The organism is Sulfuriroseicoccus oceanibius (genome assembly GCF_010681825.2).
Lineage (GTDB): Bacteria > Verrucomicrobiota > Verrucomicrobiia > Verrucomicrobiales > SLCJ01 > Sulfuriroseicoccus > Sulfuriroseicoccus oceanibius.
Genome location: NZ_CP066776.1, coordinates 1,819,729 through 1,839,951 on the forward strand (window position 1 = coordinate 1,819,729; position 20,223 = coordinate 1,839,951).

At 57.2% G+C, this 20,223-nt stretch carries 16 protein-coding genes; 14 read left to right on the forward strand and 2 right to left on the reverse strand.

Annotation, left to right across the window (positions count from 1 at the left end):
- Positions 1-308 precede the first annotated feature (308 nt).
- The 3 genes from G3M56_RS07335 to G3M56_RS07345 all read left to right on the forward strand — a co-directional run bounded on the left by G3M56_RS07335 (position 309) and on the right by G3M56_RS07345 (position 2,126).
- Positions 309-491: a hypothetical protein gene (locus G3M56_RS07335; RefSeq protein WP_235203306.1), complete on the forward strand. Its 183-nt coding sequence runs from the start codon at positions 309-311 to the stop codon at positions 489-491.
- Between the two features lie 283 nt (positions 492-774).
- Positions 775-1,185: a hypothetical protein gene (locus tag G3M56_RS07340; RefSeq protein WP_164361611.1), complete on the forward strand. Its 411-nt coding sequence runs from the start codon at positions 775-777 to the stop codon at positions 1,183-1,185.
- Between the two features lie 68 nt (positions 1,186-1,253).
- Entirely contained in the window at positions 1,254-2,126 is an 873-nt protein-coding gene (locus G3M56_RS07345; RefSeq protein ID WP_164361613.1) for a nuclease-related domain-containing protein, read from the forward strand.
- Between the two features lie 70 nt (positions 2,127-2,196).
- Here G3M56_RS07345 and G3M56_RS07350 read toward each other — a convergent pair whose 3' ends face one another.
- On the reverse strand, positions 2,197-2,604 hold the full coding sequence (locus G3M56_RS07350) for a hypothetical protein (protein WP_164361615.1): 408 nt from the start codon (positions 2,602-2,604) through the stop codon (positions 2,197-2,199).
- A 287-nt stretch (positions 2,605-2,891) separates the two neighbouring features.
- Between G3M56_RS07350 and G3M56_RS07355 the strand changes: the two genes are divergently transcribed.
- The 8 genes from G3M56_RS07355 to G3M56_RS07390 all read left to right on the forward strand — a co-directional run bounded on the left by G3M56_RS07355 (position 2,892) and on the right by G3M56_RS07390 (position 17,956).
- Complete coding sequence (locus G3M56_RS07355) at positions 2,892-6,305, forward strand: PA14 domain-containing protein (protein ID WP_164361616.1); 3,414 nt, start codon at positions 2,892-2,894, stop codon at positions 6,303-6,305.
- 71 nt (positions 6,306-6,376) lie between these two features.
- On the forward strand, positions 6,377-7,339 hold the full coding sequence (locus G3M56_RS07360) for a HEAT repeat domain-containing protein (protein ID WP_164361618.1): 963 nt from the start codon (positions 6,377-6,379) through the stop codon (positions 7,337-7,339).
- Between the two features lie 703 nt (positions 7,340-8,042).
- On the forward strand, positions 8,043-13,220 hold the full coding sequence (locus tag G3M56_RS07365; RefSeq protein WP_235203308.1) for an RHS repeat domain-containing protein: 5,178 nt from the start codon (positions 8,043-8,045) through the stop codon (positions 13,218-13,220).
- An 800-nt stretch (positions 13,221-14,020) separates the two neighbouring features.
- Positions 14,021-14,332 carry a hypothetical protein gene (locus tag G3M56_RS07370; protein WP_164361622.1) on the forward strand — a complete coding sequence of 104 codons (312 nt, stop codon included), beginning with the start codon at positions 14,021-14,023 and terminating at the stop codon, positions 14,330-14,332.
- Between the two features lie 100 nt (positions 14,333-14,432).
- A complete protein-coding gene (locus G3M56_RS07375) occupies positions 14,433-15,500 on the forward strand; it encodes a transposase (protein WP_164361624.1) in 1,068 nt (355 codons plus the stop codon).
- A gap of 536 nt (positions 15,501-16,036) precedes the next feature.
- Positions 16,037-16,447 (forward strand): hypothetical protein, encoded by a 411-nt coding sequence (locus G3M56_RS07380; RefSeq protein WP_164361626.1) that lies wholly within the window; start codon positions 16,037-16,039, stop codon positions 16,445-16,447.
- A gap of 370 nt (positions 16,448-16,817) precedes the next feature.
- Positions 16,818-17,495: a DUF1573 domain-containing protein gene (locus tag G3M56_RS07385; RefSeq protein ID WP_235203649.1), complete on the forward strand. Its 678-nt coding sequence runs from the start codon at positions 16,818-16,820 to the stop codon at positions 17,493-17,495.
- Entirely contained in the window at positions 17,492-17,956 is a 465-nt protein-coding gene (locus tag G3M56_RS07390; RefSeq protein ID WP_235203309.1) for a rhodanese-like domain-containing protein, read from the forward strand. Before G3M56_RS07385 ends, G3M56_RS07390 begins: the two co-directional genes overlap by 4 nt.
- On the opposite strand, the gene G3M56_RS07395 is transcribed toward G3M56_RS07390, so the two are convergent.
- On the reverse strand, positions 17,953-18,414 hold the full coding sequence (locus G3M56_RS07395) for a MauE/DoxX family redox-associated membrane protein (RefSeq protein ID WP_164361632.1): 462 nt from the start codon (positions 18,412-18,414) through the stop codon (positions 17,953-17,955). The two genes, G3M56_RS07390 and G3M56_RS07395, sit on opposite strands and share 4 nt — an antisense overlap.
- Before the next feature lie 158 nt (positions 18,415-18,572).
- Here G3M56_RS07395 and G3M56_RS07400 point away from each other — a divergent pair, with 158 nt between their 5' ends.
- The 3 genes from G3M56_RS07400 to G3M56_RS07410 all read left to right on the forward strand — a co-directional run bounded on the left by G3M56_RS07400 (position 18,573) and on the right by G3M56_RS07410 (position 20,186).
- Positions 18,573-18,779, forward strand: coding sequence for a hypothetical protein (locus tag G3M56_RS07400; RefSeq protein WP_164361634.1), 207 nt, complete (start codon positions 18,573-18,575; stop codon positions 18,777-18,779).
- 97 nt (positions 18,780-18,876) lie between these two features.
- Positions 18,877-19,377, forward strand: coding sequence for a hypothetical protein (locus tag G3M56_RS07405; RefSeq protein ID WP_164361636.1), 501 nt, complete (start codon positions 18,877-18,879; stop codon positions 19,375-19,377).
- Positions 19,374-20,186: a RecB family exonuclease gene (locus G3M56_RS07410; protein ID WP_164361637.1), complete on the forward strand. Its 813-nt coding sequence runs from the start codon at positions 19,374-19,376 to the stop codon at positions 20,184-20,186. The genes G3M56_RS07405 and G3M56_RS07410 overlap by 4 nt, the downstream gene beginning before the upstream one ends.
- Positions 20,187-20,223 lie beyond the last annotated feature (37 nt).

Sequence of the window (20,223 nt, forward strand, 5' to 3'; positions counted from 1 at the left end):
GGGAAAGATGTAGCGAATGGTGGCTCCTACCGGGGGAGCGTGGCTCTTAGTTAGTGGGTCAGGAGCGTGGAATCAATGCGGATCTGCAATTGTGTACAAACCGCAGGCGGTGCATGACGCAGCGCAATGCCCCACCACCGGTGCATGATGCCCACAGGGATGGGACATTGGCGGGGGGATGGGGTAATACAGAACGCGCCAGACTTTGTAGGTGGGCTTTGGATGAACTCTAAACCTGCCAGTGGTTCATCCAGGTGCGTGCCACTTGGGCTCGTCGCAATGCTATCGGTGGCGTATTCTCTGCTGTGATGACAACGGATGAAATCATCGAATCGTATCTCGGGGGAAGGGTCAGCAGGGAGCGTGCTATTGAGTTGCTAGTCGCTGAAGGCGTGAGTAGAGCGGTCGCGGAGTACAACCTTGAGTCCCTCGATACGATCGATGTGGTGTTGTGTAAGGACCCGGACGAAGACGCCGAGGATCGGCACTGATGCGGAATAGCGCCTTGCTAGTGATTGGCGTGGGATCAGAGTGATTCGGGGCTTCCAGGTGCCGGAAGGCTTTGATCACCGCGAAGTTGAGGCTGTGGACCCGAGCGGAATCCCGAGTTGGGCGCAAATGGATCTGTCGTGCTGTGATGCCTGCTGGGAGCGGGTTGTCACCAGAACTCGAAGGTGGAATGAATGGCGCTGCGAGATGCGTCGTCAGAGACTCTGTGCCCCGTAATGGGTCAATGAAGCGGGTGCGCAAACCAATAAGGAAAGGGAGAGTCAGATGAAACGATTTGTGAAGATTGGACTGGTCGCAGTAGTAGCCGTTGCACTGGATGTCGGTAGTGGCCTGGCGGGTGGCTATGAGGGTTCCGGGGATGTCTTTGGGCGTGGGTGGTACGAAGACAGCCAAGGCAATCTGCATGGTACCGGCGACAACTTCGGACGAGGCTATAGGCGCGACTCATGTGGAAACCTCAACGGCACCGGGGATGATTTTGGCAAAGGCTGGCGTGTCGATGCGTCAGGGAACCTACAGGGCACTGGTGAGAATTTCGGTCGGGGCTACCGCCGCGACAGCGAGGGGAATCTTGAGGGTACTGGTAAGAACTTCGGAGGTGGATGGCGCAAGGACAGCCTGGGGAATTATCACGGCACCGGAAGCAATTTTGGCAAGATCTGGCGGAAGCGATAGGCTTGTGGATCTAGCATGTTGGTGATTTGTTTGATTGATCCAATCGCCGATTGTTGGAGAATCCGCGGATGGACATTTTCGCGTGGGAACTTCCCCTGGGCCCGATGTGGCTCTTCAACATCTCAGCCCTCGCGTTTTTGTGGTTTATCCTCAAGACGTCGAGAGGGAAAGGATGGTGGGGCGAGTTCGCTTTGCATTACCTCGGACTGAAGCTGCTCGATAAGTCGATCTATACAACGGTCAGCGATTTCTACCTCCAGCGACCCGATGGACGAGGAACCACCCAACTGGATCATGTCGTGGTCTCCAAGTTCGGCATCTTTGTGATCGAGACAAAGAACATGAAGGGCAAGATCTACGGACGGGCAGCCAGTCGTCAGTGGACTCAGTACATTGGGCGCGGGAACTTCAAGTTTCAGAATCCGATTCACCAGAACAAGCTTCATATCGATGCGCTGGCGAAGGAATTGGAGCTTCCTGCGGACAAGTTTCACAACCTGGTGTTCTTCTTGGGTGTCTGCACCTTAAAGAATGAAGACAGGCCGAAGACCGTGATGACTCACGGATTACTGCCAGTAATTAAAGGGTTCACCGATGAGCTGCTTGATGCTGAAACTGTAACGTCTTTAGTCGATCGGCTGCGCGAGATCCAGCGTGTAACCAACAACCGGGCGACCCGCATGGCGCATATAGCGGCAATTAAAGGCCGTCAGGAGGCGGGTTCCTCGAATGGGAGGCGTGGCGGTTTTGCTGCGGCTGACGTTTCTCCGATGGAAGTTGGACTGGGTGAGATCAGTGCCGAAGCAACCGCTGATAAGACCTGCCCGAGGTGTGGTGCACCAATGGTGCTACGGCGGGCTAAGCGAGGCGAAAACCGAGGGAATCAGTTCTGGGGCTGCTCGTCTTATCCGAAGTGCCGGTTGATTCAACCGTGTGATTGATGGGAGCGCTCCGAGTTGGAGCCATGGGACTGGCGGCTCTGTGGCGGACAAGGTGTCAGCGATCCTTGATTCAGCGTGATTTGCTCTTGCTGCCGATAGCTCGGATGGCAAAGACCATCAACAGAATCAGTGATGGCGACCAAGCCATCCACCATGGACATTGGGCGATACCGGGTGTCCAGTTGGTGAGCAGGTAACGAGTGACCAGAAGCCAAACCTGTGCGGAGGAGAGAAGTGCAATGAGGCTGCTTGGGCGCTTGATGACGTGCTCGCCGTCAAGGGGAGAGCGAGCACTGAGAATGCATAGAAGTGCTGTCAGGCCGATGGTGAGTGGTGCGAGGGCGGCCCACCAGCTAAGCGTCGATGGGATGGTATGGCGGATGGTGAGCGTCGCGAGCTGTAGTACGATGAGTGTCCACAGAAGGGCGTGGTCCTTGATACGGGAGACGAGTGCCTTGCTGGGGTGATGTCGGTGCATCGGGCATGTCTGAGGGGCGAGGCGAGTTGTAGCCTTGTGGCGCATGTTGCAGTCTATGCTGATTTGCCTGCTTTTGTCCATGGCGGGGGGGGCAGTGGTTCCTGTGGCGATGCTTGAACGGTGCCGGTTTTAATGCTCCTTATGTGCCGACTTTTCAGTGGGTTGTGTGGTTGCTGTGAAAAAAAACAAACAGTAACGCGTTTTTGTTTTGCGTTGAGGTGTGTGCGCGTGTAGGTGCACGCGTCATGTTTTCTAACTCTCATGTATTTCCTTCTCTCCGGTCGGGGATGATGCTTGTCGCAGGGTCGTTCGCGTTCGCTGCGGTGGCTTCCGCCGGTACCCAGGGCGCTCTGACGCGCGACCAGTGGTGGTATCTGGGAGGAACGGCTCTGGATGACTTGCTGCTCAGTGAGAGTTATTACATGACGCCTACACGTACCGGGGATCATGCATCGTCCGAGTTGCCGGTGAACTACGGCTCCACCTATGGTCAGCGTTTGCGCGGGCATGTGACGGCTCCGGTAACTGGTGAGTACACTTTCTGGATCGCTGGTGACGACACGGTGCGGCTTTCACTTTCGCCGACGACGTCCAAGTTCGATAAACAAACGATTGCCGAGTTGTCGAAGCACAGTGGCTCCCGGCAATGGGACGTTTTCCCGCAGGGGCAGCAGAGTGAGCCAGTTTCCCTGGTCGCCGGCCAGCGATATTATGTCGAGCTGCTGCACAAGGAGCACTATGGCAACGACAGCGCGGCGTTTGCCTGGAGTTACTCGGATACTCCGCTGACCAACTGGGCGGGTGATGGCGCTGCTGTGGCGACACAGGGGTCGACAGGGTGGGGCGGTACTGCGGATCGGGCCATCGACGGAAACCGGGATGGGAACTTTTGGAACGGTAGCGTGAGCCACACCAACACATCGAACTTGGCGGATGCCTGGTGGCAGGTGGATCTTGGTCAGGAGCGACTGATCGACCGTGTGGTGATCTGGAACCGTACCGACAACTATACCAATCAACTTTCCAACTACCGTGTCAGTGTGCTTGATGGCAACGGGGCGGTGGTGGCATCGCAGGACTTCCATGCCGAGAGTGGTTATACTGGGGCTCGCGAGCACTGGGAGCTGGGCACAGCGGTGACCGGATCTGTCGTGCGTGTCGAGATGCTCGGCGCGAACCGACGTGGCAACTATCACCTTTCAATGGCTGAGGTTGAGGTCTTCGGGCGTGAGAGCTCCATCGGCACTTATGTCGGGCGCTCGCTGGTTGATCCATCGCATTTTGAAACCTATGACCCGGATCCGAACGATCTCGATGGCGATGAACTGCGGGATGACTGGGAGATCGCCAATGGCTTTGATCCAGCCGTTGCGCAGGGCGGTGACTTTTCCGGTGCGGCGGATCCGGACAAGGATACGCTGACCAACTACGAGGAAAGTCTGCAGGGAACGTTGGCATTCGAAGGGAACAGTATCCCTGGCTATTTCACTTACGAGCGTTGGGATAATCACTTTGCTTTCGACGTCAGTGGCTTGATCGAGGATGATGTGTTCTATCAGGAACCAGCGCTGCGATTCCGTTATGATCAGAATCGCTTCTTTGGGATCAAAGATGCCACCGGCTGGCGCATCCGTGGCTATGTGACTGCTCCGGAGAGTGGTGAGTATCAGTTTTGGTTGAGCACCAACAACGCGTCCCACTTGTGGATTAGCTCGGACGAGACCAAGTATCGCAAGTCGCTATACGCGATGTTGGGTGCGGAGGTTGGCACCGGGCATGGCATCCATCGCGATTCTTCCGCGTTGTGGGATACTTACGCCAGTCAGATGAGCGGTCCGATTCAGATGGAAGCTGGTCAGCGTTACTTCATCGAAGTGTTGTCTTCCCAGCCGTATGACGGTGCCTGCCACATCTCCCTGGCATGGGCACGTCCGGGCCAAGATCGTGAGCCGCTCGATATGCAATTTGTCTCGTCCTACGCGGTCGAGCCTGCGGATGCCGATGACGACTATCTCCCGGATACGTGGGAACAGCAGTACGGCCTGAGTGTGATTGATAATGGGCTCACCGACCGCCTGCGCGAAGGTGAGTGGGGCGACTACGATGCCGATGGTCTCACCAACCGTGAGGAATATCTGGCTGGTACCAATCCAACCAAGGCGGACTCCGACAACGACGGGATTTCCGATGCTGATGAACTGCGCGCCTACGGCAGCGATCCGTTGGTCAACGATGCAGCGGTTGAGACCCTCGCGGCAACTATCGATCTCCCGACCTTCACTTCGTCGGACTTCGCATGGTCGGAGGTGAATGGAAGTCTCGTTTCCGACACCTTCCGTGGTGCCATTAGCTGGGACTTCAACGTCACCGAGGGTGGTATGCATATTATCAATGCAGCTACCACGCTCGCTGGCTCGTTGCGCGTTCGTGAGGAAATCGACGTGGAAGTCAAAATCGACGGCAAGCAGGTCCGTCGTCAGCGCCTCGTTTACGGCTCCGACCACAAGGCCTTGCTGCGTGCTATCACACCGCATCTTGATCCCGGCGCCCACACGTTGGAAATCTACATCGACAACTACATCGCCCGCCGCACGATCATGATTGACTCGATCGAAGTACGTAAGGCCGGAGGTGTCGATGCCAACAACGACGGCGTCGCCGACTGGCTCGCCTCCGAGCTGGCGGAAGTCGACTTCGTGCTCCCTCACGGTGCGGCCTCTGCGGTTTCTCCAGTCACTCTGGAAGGCTCCGCTGCTGTTCGTGATGGAATGACCGTCAACCAGATCGACGTGACGCCTGGTGCCGACCGCTCGCACTGGGTGTATAACCTTGATCTCGACCCGACCGGTGCGGTCACCCCGTACTCGGTGGGCTACACCAGCGGGTTGGTGGACACCGGTGAGCTTTACTGGAGCGAGACCAATGTGCTCAACGGAGGATCACTCACCGTCCGCACCGGCGACAGTCTCTTGCTGACTGCTGCTCTTGCTGATGGCTCGGGCACCGCGACCATCACTGCGGAGAATGCCACTTATGCTCTCACCGGCAATGCCACGCAGATCCACACATTCAACAACCCAGGCGAAGTAACGGTCACCGCCACCCATAGCGATGGCAGCACCGGCACACTCACCGTTACCGTCCGTCACGCCAACCTTCCGGACAACACATCCGTCGCGCAAAACGTGGTCAACCACGTCCAGCTCGCCGATGCGGATGTCGATCGCAACCTTGCCTTTTCCGGTGGTGCCGGACTGGTAGTCGGCGATGTAGAGTCGGTTGATAGCAACCACTTCCGCCTCAAGCTTACGCCGGAATGGGGCGGAGGGTACGGGATCATGGCCCGCCTCTGGCCGGACGGTCCGCTCGCTGATATCGGCGACGTGGCTGCCATCGGCGTTTCGGATGCGCTGCAGAATGAGCTGAGTGTCTCCCAGCCTGCTCCGGGAATGCCGGGGTATTCGATTCTCACCACGCCAATGGTTGTGTCGGATCTACCTGAGGGAGGTTACGTCAAAGTGACGATCTTCCGCTCCGGATTGACCTTCCTTGATGGCTCGACCGTGATGACCATCTCAGCCGATCAAATCGACAAAGGGCTCTACCTTCTCAAGTTCCTCGTCCCAGAGGGCATGGAAGGAGGCTATTGCCACTACATCGACATCTACGGTGCCGATGGCGAATACCTCGGCCGCCGATAATTGGAACGCCGGTCTCCAGCCCGGCCACCAAGTCACCCGCGCGAAGCGCGCAGCTTTCAACTTTCTGAATTTTGAAACCCAATCTTCCAACCATCTTGGCCACGGTCGTCATCGCGACGACCGGTGTGGTTTGGTATCTCAACACCCCGGAGGATCCCGAATCTGAGGGTGCCCAGCTTCCTGAGGCTCCTCAAGAGCGGCACGCTGCCTCTGCCCCGGCCCCAGCAACAGCGAGCCCACGGCACGAAACTGGCAAGCTGAATGCTCTTCTGGATCAAACCCTGACCTGGCAGCAGCGTGTCGAGCTTGCGAACCAGCTTTTGGTTCCAGGTCAGCTCGCCGAGCAGGAGATCGATGCGCTCTTCGCATGCATGTCTCAGCAGCCAGCGGGCAATCCTGAAAATTGGTTTGTGGTCGTCAATGAGATTATGGAGGTCATGCGCGAGCAGGGGATTGGTTCCGACCGCTATACCGCCGAACTCGCGTCGGTCATGGTCAACCCGCAAGTCCATCCGGTCGTACGCGACTACGCGGTCCAGCACCTTTCCATGTGGGTGGTGCCACCAACCGAATCCAGCCCGGGGGAGGCAGATCCCGCGCAGGTCATCGCGGTTCTCGACACTTTTGGTGCGTTGATCGTAGACCAAAGTCTCAGCCATACGAGCATTCCGGGCACCACGGCAATGGCGTTGGCTGATGTCACAACCCGGAACGCTGAGATTGCGAGTCCCGTGTGGCAGCGCATCACGCCTCAGCTCTCAGATCTTCTCAATGGGGGAGCGCAAGCCACTGTAGTGACCAAGGTTTCCGTGGTGCAGGCGGCAGCTATCGCTGGAGTCCGTGAGCTCGAGCCTCTCACAGCCCAACTCGCTGGAGACCCATCCACCCAGCCATCTGTCCGCCTTTCTTCTGTCGCTGCTCTTGGTGTGCACGGAAATCCCGAGCGCAAACAACTTCTCGAAACCATCGCTCAATCCGATCCCCGTCTGCGCTTCGCTGCGGCCGCTGCGATCAACAAGCTGCTCGCTAGATAGCGTCAAACTCCGGGGTGACAATCCCGCTTGAGGATGTCCTCATCCGCATGATCTGACCTCTCTGGTCCCCCTCTTTTCAAAATTTTTAATTTTCACTGTTCGTCCCATGTCCTTAAAGCTCCTCAAACGATCTGCCCTCGCTCTCAGTCTTCTAGTTGCTGTTGCGCAACCCTCATTCGCTACCAATCCGCCACTTGATGGAGGCTGTGGCAAGCCTGAGGGAGGCTGCGATAATTGCCCCGAGGAAGATGAGGAGGAAGTTTCGGTTCCAGAGACTTCGTTAGCGGTGTGTGGGCCTGAAGGTCATAACTTAAATGATGGCAGCTTCGAGTTTATGTTGAGCTTGGGGACCACCCGCTGGGCGCCTTATGGAAGCTTGGGTGGGATGTACAAAGCGAATGTGGTCGACCCTGGCTTTTACAAGCCTGGTAAATTGGGACACTTGCGCAATCCTCGGTTGCTTACGAAAAGCTTGTTTTCCGGCGCGAGAGGGACCCTTCGTCGTTACCCTGTGTCCATGTCTCTGTCGGTGATGGACATTGAGCAAGCCTCGAATCCAGCGTCCCTGCGGCTGCCAGGAAACTCTCAAGTTGAAGTTAATTATACGGACTACTCGCTAGGGAATCTCGGAGGGCTCGCTCCTGCTGTGATGCCTCCTGCGCCTTCGACCGGTGACCTTTATGCGGAAGTAACCTCTGACACCATGCACGCAACGGTAACATACGCGTCCGGTGGCTTTGATATTGAGGTGCGCTCCTTGCTCAACACTGCGGTTGAGCCAACCAAGCGCTTTGAGTTCCGCGGTTCGACCAATGCTTCCGGTGAGAAGGTCTTCACTTTGACCACGATCACCGACCCTCAGGGCGCACCGGTCATCGCCGTGCACTCGTTGACCGAGTCCACCAATGCTTCTGGGAACAAGGTGCTGGTTTCGACTGACTCGCTTGATGGATTGGTTTGGCGCCGTCAAACGCTCACTTACAGTGAAGTGCCGGGAGAGGATCCTGCGAAGAACTACTTCATCGAGCGCGTGATCGAGGAGCAGGCGGATACCGCAAATTCTGGGCAAACCGGAGGATGGCATGTGATCTCCCACACGCTTGAGCAGTATCGTCACTATCCGAAGGTGGTCACTCCTTCGAGTACCCATGGCAAGCCTGATGCCGGCGGAACCGCTTCAGCTGTAATGGTGCCAGCTGTCTACGAGGAGCCCTCACTTGCGAACCGTCGTTTGGTGGCCTGCACCACCGGCTATGGCTCGGAAGCTCCTCGCACCACGACGTACGATTACTGGAGTCCTGTTGCTGGAGTCGGTGAATACAGCGACTCTTTCGTCCATGCCCGCCTCAAGAGTATCATGCGCCCGGATGGAAGCTGGGTCTATTACGAGTACGCCGGAGGCGAGAACTCGCCGGTTCAAACCTTGACCCGGTACAGCTCATACCTCGATTACACAATCGACGAGAAGGAGATGGCCAAAAAGGAAGTTTCGACCATCTCCGACAACGGATACAAGACCGTGACCTATCTCGGGGGAGTGCAGGTTGCTCTTTCGACCATTACCGAATATGGCACCTCGGACGGCGGCAAAGCGTTCGTTCACTCGGAATGGGACGGCGGTGCCTGGGATGGCACCACCTCGGTTGAGATTCCTGAATACTGGAGCGGTCCTGCTGGAGAGGATCCGGTGGGTGGTAGTGGATTCACCAATGACGGACGCGTATGGACCACTACCGCTCGCTACTCCGAGGATCACGCTGATCACAACCTCGCCGGTCGTCCAAAGTACACCCAGCACCGTGACGGCACCTACACCGTCTACTCTTACGCGTCCGCGCCTAATGGTGGCTTCATCGTGACCGAAGATCGTGGCGCTGGAAGCAAAACCGCGATCACCGATGGCTCTCGCACGGTCACCACATATAATGCAGCCATGGAGGTGGTTGCAAAGGTGAGCTCGGCGATCAATGCTGGTGCGGTTCTGGAGCTCAACCGCTGGGAAGCCACGGCTACCGACCGCTTCGGCCGCCCGACCACGATCGTCTACAATGGCGACACCACCGACACCGAGACCAAGGAGTACGGTTGCTGCGGCTTGGCAAAGCATATTGCCCGCGACGGATCGATCACCGAGTACTTCCGCAACCCGGCACGTCGGACTTACAAGACGGTCACGCGCCGATCGGCTGGAGGTGCGCCAATCACCACGCTTTCGTTGCGTACCGGTCGTACTACCAACACCTCACGCCTAGCCGGAGGCGAAACTCTCTTTGTCTCTTCCTCCACCAAGGCGCTCAACGGTGAGCTTATCAGCACAACGTCTCCGGATGCTGATGGCGACGAATCACACGAAGTGACCACCTACGCCATCGCCTATCCTGCTAGTGGTGGCAAAGTGACCACCGTGACCTATCCGGACGATTCCCAATCCATCACTACGACGTTTCGTGATGGACGCACCAAGTCGGTATCGGGATCCGCTGTGGCTGATCGTTCGATGAGCTACGGTACCCATACGCTCAATGGAGGAGGTATCGTGACCACCACGTCGCTTGGAGGAACCTCGCAAGCCACTACAACTTACTACGATGCGCTTGGACGCGCCATTAAGTCGGCCGAGGCGGACGGTTCGGAGACCGTGACATCCTACTTCGACCGCAGCGCCCCGTCGGGGAGCCGCTTCAAGCTCAAGTCGGTGACCGACCCTGATGGCCTCACCGTAAGCTACGCTTACAATGCCGAAGGCGAGCGTACCACCGTCACCCAACCTACCGCTGGCGGCACTCGCATCACCGTCACCGAATCAGATGTGGTGGATGGCAATACATCGGGTATCGGAACCGCCTACCGCACCACCACCACGGTCAATGGCAAGTTGATCACCACGAACTATCGCTCCGCCGATGGCCTGCAGGCGAAATCTGTCACCTTTGCTGGTACCTCGACATCCATTCGGACCAAGCCGGTCGACGGTGCATGGACAGTCATCTCGGAAAAGCCAGACGGCACCAAGTCTAAGCAGGCCTACACCGACGGACAGCTCGCCTCGGCGGCAACGTACGCCGCTGGCGTTGATGTGTCCGACCCTACTGGCTACACGCTACTCGCTACTCACACCTACGATCACTTCGGTCGAGCCACCTCGTCCACGGACGCCCGCATCGGAGCCACCGTCATCAACGGCTACACGCCTGCAGGTCAGCCAACGTCGATTACCTCGACCGACGGCACGACCACCAGCTTCAGCTACGACAACATGGGGCGTCGCCTCACGGTTGATGCTCCAGACACGCTCGATGCCAGCGGAGCGACCTTGACGAACGTGACCCACACCAGCTACTACCCGACCGGGCAGGTGAAGGCAACGTGGGGCGCGCAGACCTATCCTCGTTTCTACGAATATGACGAGCAGGGGCGCATGACCGCCCTGCACACCTATCAGAGCGCACCGACGCTGGATCAAACCACCGCAGCCGCTCCCGCAGGTTCAGCCAAGACCACTTGGAGCTTCTCGCCACAGCGTGGCTGGCTCGCCAGCAAGACCTACGCCGATGGCAAAGGCACCAGCTATACCTACACTGCTGCCGGACGCTTGGCGACCCGTGCCTGGGCCCGCGAGGTGACCGCAGGGGTCCCGCTCACCACCACCTACGGCTACACCGCCGGGCAACTCACCTCGGTGAGCTACAATGACGGCGGCGTCACGCCGAATGTGACTTACACCTACGATGCCTACGGGCGTCAGACCAGCGTGACCAATGGAGTCAGCACCAACACCTATGCGTACGACGACACCGACTTCACCCTCGATACCGAAACCATCGCGCTCGATCTTGATGCGGATGGAACTGCGGACGTCACTCGGGTTCTTGACCGCAATGTTGACGACTACCTTCGACCACAGAGCATCTCTCTCTTGAATGAGGGGATTCTTGGGCCAGACGGCAACCCGACCACGGAGCACTCGATCGCTTATGGATACGATGCCGCAGGCCGCCTTGGCTCGGTGTCCTCCGGGGGCGACACGTTCACCTATGCCTACTTGGCGAACTCCAACTTGTTGGCAACGGTGACCGGACCGGTGCACACCGTCACCAACACCTGGGAGAACAATCGCAACGTGCTCGATGTGAAATCCAACGCCACAAATGCCGTGACTCCGGCCGTGGTTTCGGCCTATGACTACAGCGTGAATGAAATCGGCCAACGCGAGAGTCTTGCGACGTCGGGATCTGCTTTTGCTCAGGTCCGCGACCTCACATGGGGCTACGACGCCCTGGGCCAGGTGGTCAAAGAAGACGACGCAAACAGTCCAGCCTTCGACCGTGGGTTTGCCTATGATGCTATCGGCAACCGCACGGCAAGCGTGGAAGGTCTGACCGATCCGACTGATGCGTCGGCTACGTCCTATTCCGCCAATGCTCTCAACCAGTACACTGCGGTGGGTGCTGCCGCTCCAGTTCACGATGCCGACGGCAACCTCACAGACGATGCCGGAATGAACAACGGCACCAGTGGCGACCGCAACTTCGTGTGGAACGCTGAAAACCGCCTCATTGAAGTGAAGGACGAAAGCGATGGCACCACCATCGCCACCTACGCATATGACGCTCTTGGTCGCAGGGTTCACAAGTCGGTCTCTGGTGGCGTGAACACAGCCTTCATTTACGACGACTGGAACGTCATCGCTGAATACCAACTGAACACTGAAAACTTCGAACTAGTAACTTCTTACGTCTGGGGCAGCGATCTCTCGGGATCGATGCAGGGAGCTGGTGGTGTCGGAGGCCTGCTTTCTGTGCACCAGCACAGCACTGACCCTAATACCCAATCCCCAGTCACGGATCACTTCTTCCCAACCTATGACGGCAACGGAAACATCAGCGAGTACCTTGATGCCAGCGGCAACGTGTCCGTGCACCTTGAGTATGATGCGTTCGGCAAGGTTGTGAAATCGACTGGTACAGTGGATAACTTCCGCTACCGCTTTAGCACGAAGCCGAAAGATGATGAGATTGGCTGGTACTATTACGGCTATCGTTATTACGATCCAATCACAGGCAGATGGCCTGGGCGCGATCCAATAATGGAGCGAGGAGGGTATAATCTCTATAGTTTTCTCAGAAGTGGGGGGGGTGATCGCGTTGATTATTTGGGGCTCGCAACAACTGCACATGCTCCGTCTCCTGATGACTATTACAATGATGTTCGGTACCTCAAGGAGACTGCTGCGGCAGTGGCCAAACAGCGCAAGGATCACTTGGACTCACTTGTGCAAAATGGTACTCCTGCGGGAGATGATGATAAGTGTGTGGTTGTTACTATTTTGATCAGATTGCCATTACGTGTCTCGGAATGGGTCGATATGACAAGCGATAACCCAACAGGTCCTGCCGGTCGCCCAGTCGACCCAACGGGAGGGCGAGACTATGGGCACGCAGGGATTGCAGTTGGTGGAGCGTTTTATGATATTCGAGCAGGGTCAAATATATGGTGGTCAGACGCAGAACCTCATTGGGATAACCCTGATCTTTATTACAACCGAAATACGAAGGGTGAGGTTGGTCTCGGAGACGTCCAGGAGTATCTAGACTTTGTAGGCGGAAGCGATATTGTGACAATCAAGGTTTCTGTTTGTGAAGAGGAAGCTGCCAAGATCGAGGCGAAAGCGTCTGAACTTCAGGAGGGTGTGTATTCAGTGATCAACAGTCATTGCGCGGCTTTGGTATGTGATTCGCTAAATGCCGGAGGGGCAGGTTTAGAAACGGTGCTGCCAGCGGCGTTAGTAGACCAAGCCGCAGCTCTTACGCATACTTGTGGAGAGAATAAGGATAAGCCCGCAGAAGTTTCATATTCCATGAATGATGACTCGACGATGTAGAAGACTAGGGATTGGAGCGCTGATAGTTGGGGTGTTGCTATTAGTTCTTAGTCCATTTGTGCTGCGAGGCTGCCTGCCAGATGGTGCAAGCGGGAGAGTTGTGCAAGGATTTCACCCCGCTGGGAGCGATTCGTATCGAGAAATTACTAGTACGTTTAATTTGTCAATTGAAGAGGCCTTGGTTCTGATGGAGGCGTACGTTGGTAAGAATGAGCTGACGGTTGTTCCTCAGTATCTAGACTGTGTGACCAATGACGGATATGTGTTTGGGTTTTCTGAGTACAGTTGGGTTGGTGATACTTTGATTGTAGGTAGGCTATGGCTGGTGGATGGTGAATCAGGTCAAGTTTCAGAAAGGCACAAAAACGACGAAGTGCAGGCACCGTCCGAAAGCGAGGATGACCCTGAAAAGCGGTCAAATATGCCCAGTAGATAAACCAAGGGGGCGACGGCCTGCGGCCGTTAGCCGCCAGAGGACACCCCCATCCGCAGAATGACTGCAGGTGTCAAGTGAGTTGTTACGTACCAAATTGATATCGGGTGGTATTGCCGTAAGCGGTCAACCAACCACCGTACGGTCATTGTTCCGGATTGGTTGAAAATTGATAGATGTCGTAGCTGTTACGTACCAAATTGATATCGGGCGGTTTTCCCAAATTGATGTCGTTCGATCCGCGTGAGATTTCCACGCTCTGATCGTGTTTTGGTTCCATTCTGATCGTAGGTGTTACGTAAGCGGTCATCCAACCACCGTACGGTCATTGTTCCGGATTGGATAAGAATTGATAGATGTCGTAGCTATGGAAACTACGACACTAACCATCCCTGAAGCTGAGAAGTTTACCGCAGCGCAGATTATCAAAACAGACTCCGCAGGCAGGATTCGCGTGAGCCGTGAGCGGCGCGAGGAGTTGCTCGATCTCTTCGAGCAGAGTGCGATGAGCGGAGCTGAGTTTGCCCGCTTCGTAAGCGTCCGAGCGACCGCCCTTGAAGCTGGCAGAGCTCTGGCAGGGATCTGCCTATTGATCACGCCGACAGACGCTCTTGCAGTGGCTCGCTCTGAGCCATCGCCCACGCCGACGGCGTCAGCGCTGCGTAGTCACCACCCTTGATCTTGGGCACCCGCTCGATCAGATCGCGCAGATAACGCTCGTAAAACCGGGACAGGCATTTTCTGAGATCTGATGGGCGGTTTCGGGCGTTATTGTTTACATGACGACGGCTCGAAACCTCACCGTCCGACCGGACGAGGACACGTTCTACCATTGCATCAGCCGCTGTGTGCGGCGGGCGTATCTGTGTGGCGTCGATGCCACGTCGGGGCAGGATTTCAGCCACCGGCGGCAGTGGGTGGTCGATCGGTTGGAAGCGGCTGCTGACTCCTTTGCCATCGCGGTCTACGGCTATGCGGTGATGGAAAACCACTTCCACGTCGTGCTGCAAACCAAGGTCAGCCGGGCGCGGGAGTGGACGGATCGCGACGTGGTCGACCGCTGGCTGCGGCTTTACCCACATACCCGCAATGACGCCGGAGAAGCGGTCGGACCGAGTGACGAGGAGGTGGCCGGGATTTTGTCTAACAAGGAAAAGGTGGCGCTGTGGCGGTCTCGGTTGTCGGATCTGGGCTGGGTGATGAAGTACGTGAAGGAGCCGATTGCCCGCGCGGCTAACAAGGAAGATGGCGTGACTGGTGTGTTCTGGCAGGGGCGTTTCAAGTCACAGCGGCTCGACGACGAGGGAGCGGTGGCGGCTTGTTTGGTTTATGTGGATTTGAACCCGGTGCGGGCGCGGGTGGCGGAGACTCCGGAGCAAAGTGCGTTCACCAGTGTGGCGGTGCGGGCTCAGGCCGAGGTGGCCCGCGAGGTGGTGGCGGCCGCGGGCAGGGCGGAGCAGCCGACCGAGGAGCAACGGGCGGAGTTGAACCGTGCGCGCCAGGCGATTGCCGGGGCTGCGTGGCTGGCACCGATCGGTTCGGTGGCGCTGGATCACGAACACGGGACGTGGGGCGTGAGCCTTGAGGAGTATCTCGCGCTGGTGGATGTGACCGGGCGGCGGATCCGCAGTGACAAACGGGGGGCGGTCGACCCGGAGATCGCGCCAATCCTGGAGCGGCTGGAGCTGGATGCGGCGAACTGGGTGGCGAGCGTCGAGCGCTTTGGCGGGACGTGGCATTTGGTTGCCGCGAAGTTGAGTCTGCTGGCCAAAGCGGCTGTGCGAGTGGGGCGCAAATGGTTCTGCGGCCAGCGTCCTGCGGTGCTGATGTACTCCAGCGACGGTTAGAACTCGCTGAGCCGTGAGTGAACCGACGAGCCCGCGTGGTTGCTGAAGCCGTGCGGGATTTGTTGTGCCCTGGATGTGTGGGGATTCGGGCGAAACCGCGTGGAATCGGCCTATTTGAGGGAGAATCTGCGGGAATTGGCGGAGGCGGAGTGAAATGGCTTGCCGATGAGCTGTCGGGTGTGCAGAGTGTCGCGGATGGTTAGAAATGATGCATGTCCCAGTTTTATTGTATCAGTCTATGGAAAAAGTCGCCAAGCTCGGGGAGGTCTCTATGGGAATTTTCAAGTGTCGTCCTCGGTTGAGATTGATTGCCCATCCGACCGTTGCAGCCTGAATGTCAAACCTGTTCGAGTTGATGTTTGGGCGTCGCTTGATATCAGCGTTGATTTGTGGCTCGGGTCGCTGCAGTATTCTCACAATTTAGGAGGGTTTGGGGGTGATGTTGAAGTCAACCAGGTGACGACGTTTCCACATCCTTTGAAGGGAGAGTAAGTATGGAGGTTTGTCGAGAGTTCAGGCCTGACGCGCATGCTCACATGAGGCTGTTTAAGCCGGTGCTGGGTGGGGCGTTTGTGATTTTGTTTTTCATTATCATGGCGGTGATGGGAGGCTACTTTCACATGGTGTCTCATGTTGTATGCAATCCGATATTTTTGATGCCGGTTGCTGTTGTTCTTCTTGCTTTCGGTATTCCTCTCTTTTTGAAGCGTTGTATTTACAGGCTTACAGTCACGATTCACATCAATGGGTTGGTAGAAGTGGAAGAGCGTAGTTTCGGGGGGAGAGAGTACAATTTTGATAGAGCTGCTTCGATCTGTGTTCGGCGTTCGGCGTGGCAAGGACGGGCACCTTGGATTGAAGTTTCTGGGGGTATCGTCTTTGGAAAAATGTTGAGCGAGTTGCAACTCGAAAAGGTGGTCGAAATGATTAAACAAGAAGCACAGTAAGAAATGTAGCAAACCCATAGCACCTCGCGTGCCAACGGAATGAAATGACCTCCCTGCCCACAAAAGCGCGTCAGGCGCGAAACCCCAAATCCCCTAAAACCGGGACAGGCATTTTCTGGGATCTGATGGGCGGTTTCGGGCGTTATCGTTTACATGACGACGGCAAGATCCCTAGTGGTTCGCGATGACGAGGACACCTTCTATCATTGCATCAGCCGCTGCGTGCGGCGGGCGTATTTGTGCGGCGTGGATGCCACCTCGGGGCAGGATTTCAGCCACCGGCGGCAGTGGGTGGTCGATCGGTTGGAAGCTGCGGCAGATACGTTTGCGTTGGTTGGTTGTTGGGTGTTAGGTGGCTATCGTGAAAGGAATGTGCAGTTGTGTGATTGGCCGGTTGTTTCAGGTGCTCTTGGTGTTGTTGGTGGCCGGTGATGTTTGGGCAGGAGCGCTGACTTTTGAGTCTGCTGTGGTTGAGATCCCGGTAGAGCCCGACAAGAATGAGGTAAGTGTGCGTTTCTTGTACGAGAACCAGACGGGTGGGCCGGTAGATGTGGTTGAGTTCCGCACCGGATGCGGGGCGTGTCTCAGTGTAGGGCCGAAGCGGATGGTGGAGTCTGGCGGCAAGGGGCATGTGGATGCTCTGTTCAAGGTTGGCAGCAAGAGCGGAGCGGTTGAGAAATCGGTGACCGTGGTGATGGCGGATGCTTCTGGTGCGCGCTCCGAGCAGGTGTTGACCTTGCGTGCGGTGGTTCCAGAGTTGGTGGTGGTTTCGGAGAAGAAGCTGCAGTGGCGGGTCGGGGAGGCGGGCGTCACGCGGTCTGTGGAAGTGACGATGGATTGGGAGAGCCCGATCCGGGTGATGGCTGCGACATCCACCAGGAAGAACATGGAGGTGCGCGTGGTGGAGGTCGTGGCGGGGCAGCGGTACCGCATCGATGTGACTCCATTTGAGCTGCAGGGGGCTCAGCTTGGGATGATCCGGATCGAGACGGATTGCCCGATTGAGAAGTACCGCAAGCATGTGATTTTTGCTCAGGTCACGCGATGAAGCGATTGATTGTTCAATTGCTGGCGCTGAGTGTGGCGGTGGCGGTCGTTGCGATGCTGGTGCGGATGGTGCATCCGGATGCGGCGGAGTTGGGGGAGGCGCTGACCCTGGCCGACCTGGGTGAGGGAGAGATTTTGGCCCGCGATGCCCTGGCAATGGATAAACTGCTGTGGGTGGATCTGCGTCCGCACGCGGAGTATGAGCGCTTTCATGTGGACGGGGCGATCAATGTGTCGGTGCTGGAAGGCGATGATTTGTTGGACGCGTTGTTTGAGCAGGAGATGGAAGGGGTGGATCTCTATGCGGGTGGAGTGGTTTTGTATTGTGCGTCGACGGAGTGTGGAGAGAGCCACAGGGTGCGCTCGGAGTTGGAGGAGCTGGGGACGGGAATGACGGTGTACGTGCTGGCCGGGGGCTACCCCGAGCTCCGCCGGGAGTTGGTGCGGCAGGGGAAGCTCTAGGTGGAGGATGCGTGTGGCTGGCGAGAGCGCCCGGAGGAGCGTAGCGAGGATCCGAAGAAAATGGCAAGGAGTGCGATGATGCCTATGTTGGAGGCGATCTTGAGTGGGTAGTTGACGGTGCCTTCGGAGAGCTTGCCAAAGCAGCCGCAGCTGATGTTGAGCCCGCGTGACCATGCGACTGCAATGGCGAGGGTGAACGCAACCATCATGGCGGCAAGTAGAGCCGACGACCCGAGAGCCATGATGTTGAGCATGAGTGTGATCCCGAGCAGGGTTTCGGCGACAGGGACCAGGAATGTGATCCATTGTGCGGCCTGGCCGTCGACGAGTTGGAAATTGATGACGGCGTTATGGAAAGTGGGGAGGTCGATGATCTTGGTGATCCCTGAGTAGCTGAAAAACACACCGGTGAGGACCCGGAGGGTGGAGATGCATCGGGTAAGTCGGGTTGTTTGCATGGTGAGGTGGCGGGCTTTGGACTGGGTGTGGTTGAAGTGCGCAAGTCGGAGCTGTGAAGCTGCTCGGAGTGAAAATTTACCCTGATTTCTGCCATAATACTATGAAGGGGACGTCGAGCTATCGGTGGCCCCTTTTTTGAACCTAACCGACAGAGAAAATGGCTCAATTACGCCACTACTCTCCCCGGATTGATCGGTTTTTGGTGGCCTGTCTCTACCATGAGGCGAAGCGTCGGCGGGTGCCGATGACTCGTTTGGTGGATGAGTTGCTGGTTGAGGCGCTCAGGGACACCGATGGCTGGAAGTCAGCCCAATCCGATCCTGCTCTGCGGGAGAAAATGCAGACGCGTCACCTTGTGGGGTGAGCGTGAACCAGAATCCGGAGGTGCAATCCGCCCGGCCCGTGTTGGTCGGGCTTTTTTGTGCCCCGGTAGAACCCAAATACATGAAAGGAACCAGGATATGGCAGTCAAACTAGTAGCAAACTATGCCAAACGGCTCGGGCTTCCGGGCTACAGCTCGCATCAGTTCACCGTTTCGGTCGAGACCGAGCTGGTGGACATGGGAGACGTGCAGGGGGAGGCCGCAAGGCTCTACAACCTGCTGCAGGATGCGGTGGATCGTGAGATCCAGCAGGTGGGCTTTGTGCCCGAGGGGGAATACGGTGCCGCCAATGGCAAGGGCGCACCATCGGCCACCGCAACCGGCAATGGTGGCGACGACCACTGGGTGTGCTCTGACAAACAAAAGGAGCTCATCGTCAAACTGGTCAATGAACACCAGCTCGACCGCAACGAGGTGGATCAGCTCGCCCATGAGCGCTTCGGGGTGGGGGTCAAGCAGCTCAACAAGCTGCAGGCCTCCGGCTTCATCAGTGAGTTGCTGGAAAACAGCAACACTGGCAAGCGCAATGGAGCGCCTCCACGCAAGGCCAAGGTCTTTTACCGGGGAGGTGGGCGATGATCCAACCAGTTGCTCTCAAAGAGCCTCCAGCCACGGTGGAAGAGAGCGGGGCGCTTGATTACATCTCAGCTTCGCGTTTGAAGATGTTCTCGGAGTGCCGCTTGAAGTTCTACTTCCGCTATGTGGCTGGGATTGTGAAGCCTCCGGTGCCTGCGTTGTTTGTGGGGACGGCGGTGCATGCGGTGCTGCAGCAGTGGAACCTGCGCCGATGGCGTGGCGAGCCAGCCGATGTGGACACTCTGCGCGGGTTCTTTGCCGATTACTGGCAGAGCGAAGCGGCGCAAAGGGGTATCGACTGGCAGGGCGAGGAGGACAAGTTCCGCGACCAGGCGTGGCGGGTGCTCTGTCATTACCTTGAGCAGACTCCGATTCCACTGGATGAACGACCCGAAGCGGTCGAAGTGAAGGTGGAACGGGACTTCATTGCAGCCGGTCTGCCGCCGTTGGTTGGAGTGATCGACCTGGTGCGCTCCGGGGGGCGGATTGTGGACTTCAAGACCGCTGCCCGGGCTCCCGATGCGCAGATGGCCGAACATCTCAACGAAATCCAACTCTGTTGCTATGCGGTGCTCTACCGTGAGGCAACCGGGCACGAGGAAGGTGGGATGGAGATCCATCATTTGGTGAAGACCAAACAACCCAAGCTGGCGGTCACCACATTGGCTCCGATGAGCAATGATCAGGCACGCCGCCTGATGAAGATGATTGTGAGCTATGTGCGCGGTGTGCAGGGCGAGGACTTCGTGCCTTGTCCGGGACAGCACTGCGCCTGGTGTGATTACCGCACCGAGTGCCGCAACTGGCACTGAGAAAACAAACCACGGATTCCCTCGCTGGATCCGCCAT

Bases quoted from the DNA above. Each gene is read 5' to 3' on its own strand.
- G3M56_RS07335 (WP_235203306.1), top strand. From the start codon at position 309: ATGACAACGGATGAAATCATCGAATCGTATCTCGGGGGAAGGGTCAGC.
- G3M56_RS07340 (WP_164361611.1), top strand. From the start codon at position 775: ATGAAACGATTTGTGAAGATTGGACTGGTCGCAGTAGTAGCCGTTGCA.
- G3M56_RS07345 (WP_164361613.1), top strand. From the start codon at position 1,254: ATGGACATTTTCGCGTGGGAACTTCCCCTGGGCCCGATGTGGCTCTTC.
- G3M56_RS07350 (WP_164361615.1), bottom strand. From the start codon at position 2,604: ATGCACCGACATCACCCCAGCAAGGCACTCGTCTCCCGTATCAAGGAC.
- G3M56_RS07355 (WP_164361616.1), top strand. From the start codon at position 2,892: ATGATGCTTGTCGCAGGGTCGTTCGCGTTCGCTGCGGTGGCTTCCGCC.
- G3M56_RS07365 (WP_235203308.1), top strand. From the start codon at position 8,043: ATGCACGCAACGGTAACATACGCGTCCGGTGGCTTTGATATTGAGGTG.
- G3M56_RS07370 (WP_164361622.1), top strand. From the start codon at position 14,021: ATGGAAACTACGACACTAACCATCCCTGAAGCTGAGAAGTTTACCGCA.
- G3M56_RS07375 (WP_164361624.1), top strand. From the start codon at position 14,433: ATGACGACGGCTCGAAACCTCACCGTCCGACCGGACGAGGACACGTTC.
- G3M56_RS07380 (WP_164361626.1), top strand. From the start codon at position 16,037: ATGAGGCTGTTTAAGCCGGTGCTGGGTGGGGCGTTTGTGATTTTGTTT.
- G3M56_RS07385 (WP_235203649.1), top strand. From the start codon at position 16,818: ATGTGCAGTTGTGTGATTGGCCGGTTGTTTCAGGTGCTCTTGGTGTTG.
- G3M56_RS07390 (WP_235203309.1), top strand. From the start codon at position 17,492: ATGAAGCGATTGATTGTTCAATTGCTGGCGCTGAGTGTGGCGGTGGCG.
- G3M56_RS07395 (WP_164361632.1), bottom strand. From the start codon at position 18,414: ATGCAAACAACCCGACTTACCCGATGCATCTCCACCCTCCGGGTCCTC.
- G3M56_RS07400 (WP_164361634.1), top strand. From the start codon at position 18,573: ATGGCTCAATTACGCCACTACTCTCCCCGGATTGATCGGTTTTTGGTG.
- G3M56_RS07405 (WP_164361636.1), top strand. From the start codon at position 18,877: ATGGCAGTCAAACTAGTAGCAAACTATGCCAAACGGCTCGGGCTTCCG.
- G3M56_RS07410 (WP_164361637.1), top strand. From the start codon at position 19,374: ATGATCCAACCAGTTGCTCTCAAAGAGCCTCCAGCCACGGTGGAAGAG.